We start from the raw sequence: 2112 nt of genomic DNA on the forward strand, positions 1-2112 counted from the left end.
TTCCCGGCAAATCAGGTTCACCTCGTGACTAAAGATTGAGGAGCCTTCCATGCCGCGTCTGCCCTATTTCGAAATTCACGCCTTTTCCGATCCGGCCATGCCCTTCAGCGGCAATCCGGCCGGGGTCTGCCTGATGGACGACTTCCCGGCGGACAAGGTCCTGCTCGGCATTGCCGCCTCGAACAATCTCTCCGAGACCGCCTTCGTCGTGCCGACCGGCGAGGACACCTGGCATTTGCGTTGGTTCACGCCCGCGGTCGAGGTCGATTTGTGCGGCCATGCGACCTTGTCGGCCGGCGCCGTCCTGTTCGGTGAGAAGGCGGTGAAGGGCGAGAGCGCGAAATTCGATACCCGCTCGGGACGGCTTGAGGTCAGCCAGGACGGCGAGCGCTTCGCCATGGACCTGCCGGCCATCGGCTACCGGCCAGGTCGCCCAAGCGATGCCCTCCAGGCCGCGATCGGTATCGAAGCTTCTCCCGACGAGGTCTATCAGATCGAACGCATTCACGGTGCCGGCTATCAGATGTGGGTGATGCCGCATGAGGGCCTCGTCTCGACTGCCCTGCCCGATCACGGCCTTTTGCGCCGCCACAACACCAATATCATTCTCACCGCGCCCGGCCGTACGACCGATTTCGTGTCGCGCTTCTTTGCCCCGGCCTCCGGTGTGAATGAGGACCCGGTCACCGGCTCAGCCCATTGCACCCTGACACCCTACTGGGCCGAGCGGCTCGGCAAGTCCGGCCTGATCGCCCGCCAGATCGGCCAGCGCCCGGGTGCGCTGGAGGTCGAGCACAAAGGCGAGCGCGTGGCCTTGCATGGCCACGCGCCGCGTTATCTGGAAGGATCAATCCTGGTCTGACCGACCGGATTAGTGACGATAGCTGCCATAGCGGCTGCGACGATCATGGCGACGGTCCCGGCGATGGTCGCGGACACCCCGGCGACCACGTTCGATCACGACATTGATCTGGCGCAGATCGCCGCGGCGGGTTTCCCGGTAAAACTCGCCATGGCGGCGGTAGACGATACCCGGCGTACCAAGGCGGGCGCCGGTGCCGCGCTCAAGACCATTACGGCGTTCCCAGCGGTCGGGGACATAGGTCCAGGCGCGCGGCGGGCATTCGATCACCCGTCGATCGCGGCGATCCTCGCGCACATCCCATCGGCCTTCATAGACCCGGCGATCGCGGCGATCCTCACGCAGATCGGGGCAGGCCCGGGCATTGAGGTACCAGGTGCCGGCCGATGCGGCGGCGGGCAGTGCTGCAGCTCCCATGCCGGCCAGAAGGGCGGCGGCGATGGCGCTCTTGAAAAATGACATGGCGGTCTCCTTTGCCGTTTCCGGCCGCACCGGGCCGTTGATGGAGACAACAAACACCAGCGCGCCTGAGCGCGCCTTGAATGCCCGGTTCAGCTGGGGGTCATCTTGCTGAACGATACGCGCTGCCTTGGTCTTGCCGCGAATAAGGGCCATAATTGCAAAGCAATAGGTATGGGAGTTCATCTATGCGGATGGGTTGGATCGCGCTCGCTGCGACGCTTTTCCTGGCACCGGCGGCGCTGGCTCAGGATACGGCAGACGAAACTGTTCATCTGACCAGCCGGGAAATCGGTAATTATCTGCGCACCTATACCCAGAAACCGGACAAGCCGACCGGCGTGTCGACCGGACGCTATACCGGCTCGGACACTTGCCAGTACGCCAATGACGGTGAGTGTGATGACCCGGGCCTGGGCACCGGAGCCTGCCGCCAGGGCACGGATTATTCAGATTGCTGGCGCCTGGCGGAAGGCGTCGAGGACAATTCCTGCCGCTGGGCCAATGACGGCGAGTGTGACGAGCCCGGTTTCGGTACCGGTGCCTGTACGCAGGCGACCGATCTCGCCGATTGTGGCAGCGTCATCCACCTCCGCTTCCGCAATGACAGCTGCGAGACCGCGTTCAACGGCGTCTGCAACGAGCCGGATATCGGCGATGGCACCTGCGCCGCCCGCTCGGACCGGGCCGACTGTTTCGGCCGCGAGCGCCCGATGGGCATTAATGACCATTATTTCGGTTTCGATGACCGGGTCTTCATGGACACATCGGCCTTCCCCTGGAGTGTTGTC

Annotated in this window: 2 protein-coding genes and 1 pseudogene; 2 read left to right on the forward strand and 1 reads right to left on the reverse strand. The window is 64.0% G+C overall.

Annotated features, from left to right (window positions below; all coding sequences use genetic code 11):
- Positions 1-49: 49 nt before the first annotated feature.
- A complete protein-coding gene (locus tag Q1V51_RS07400; protein ID WP_300554789.1) occupies positions 50-862 on the forward strand; it encodes a PhzF family phenazine biosynthesis protein in 813 nt (270 codons plus the stop codon).
- Between the two features lie 9 nt (positions 863-871).
- Here the strand turns inward: Q1V51_RS07400 and Q1V51_RS07405 are convergent, their stop codons facing one another.
- Entirely contained in the window at positions 872-1477 is a 606-nt protein-coding gene (locus tag Q1V51_RS07405; protein ID WP_300554791.1) for a hypothetical protein, read from the reverse strand.
- Between the two features lie 32 nt (positions 1478-1509).
- Here Q1V51_RS07405 and Q1V51_RS07410 point away from each other — a divergent pair.
- A pseudogene (locus Q1V51_RS07410) lies at positions 1510-2112 on the forward strand (peptidase S1); the annotation flags it as partial.

The sequence above is a fragment of the Maricaulis sp. genome, assembly GCF_030149235.1.
Taxonomy (GTDB): Bacteria; Pseudomonadota; Alphaproteobacteria; order Caulobacterales; family Maricaulaceae; genus Maricaulis.

What these genes read in the sequence shown, in the direction of transcription:
- Q1V51_RS07400 (WP_300554789.1), top strand. Translation starts at nt 50, where the DNA reads ATGCCGCGTCTGCCCTATTTCGAAATTCACGCCTTTTCCGATCCGGCC.
- Q1V51_RS07405 (WP_300554791.1), bottom strand. Translation starts at nt 1,477, where the DNA reads ATGGCCCTTATTCGCGGCAAGACCAAGGCAGCGCGTATCGTTCAGCAA.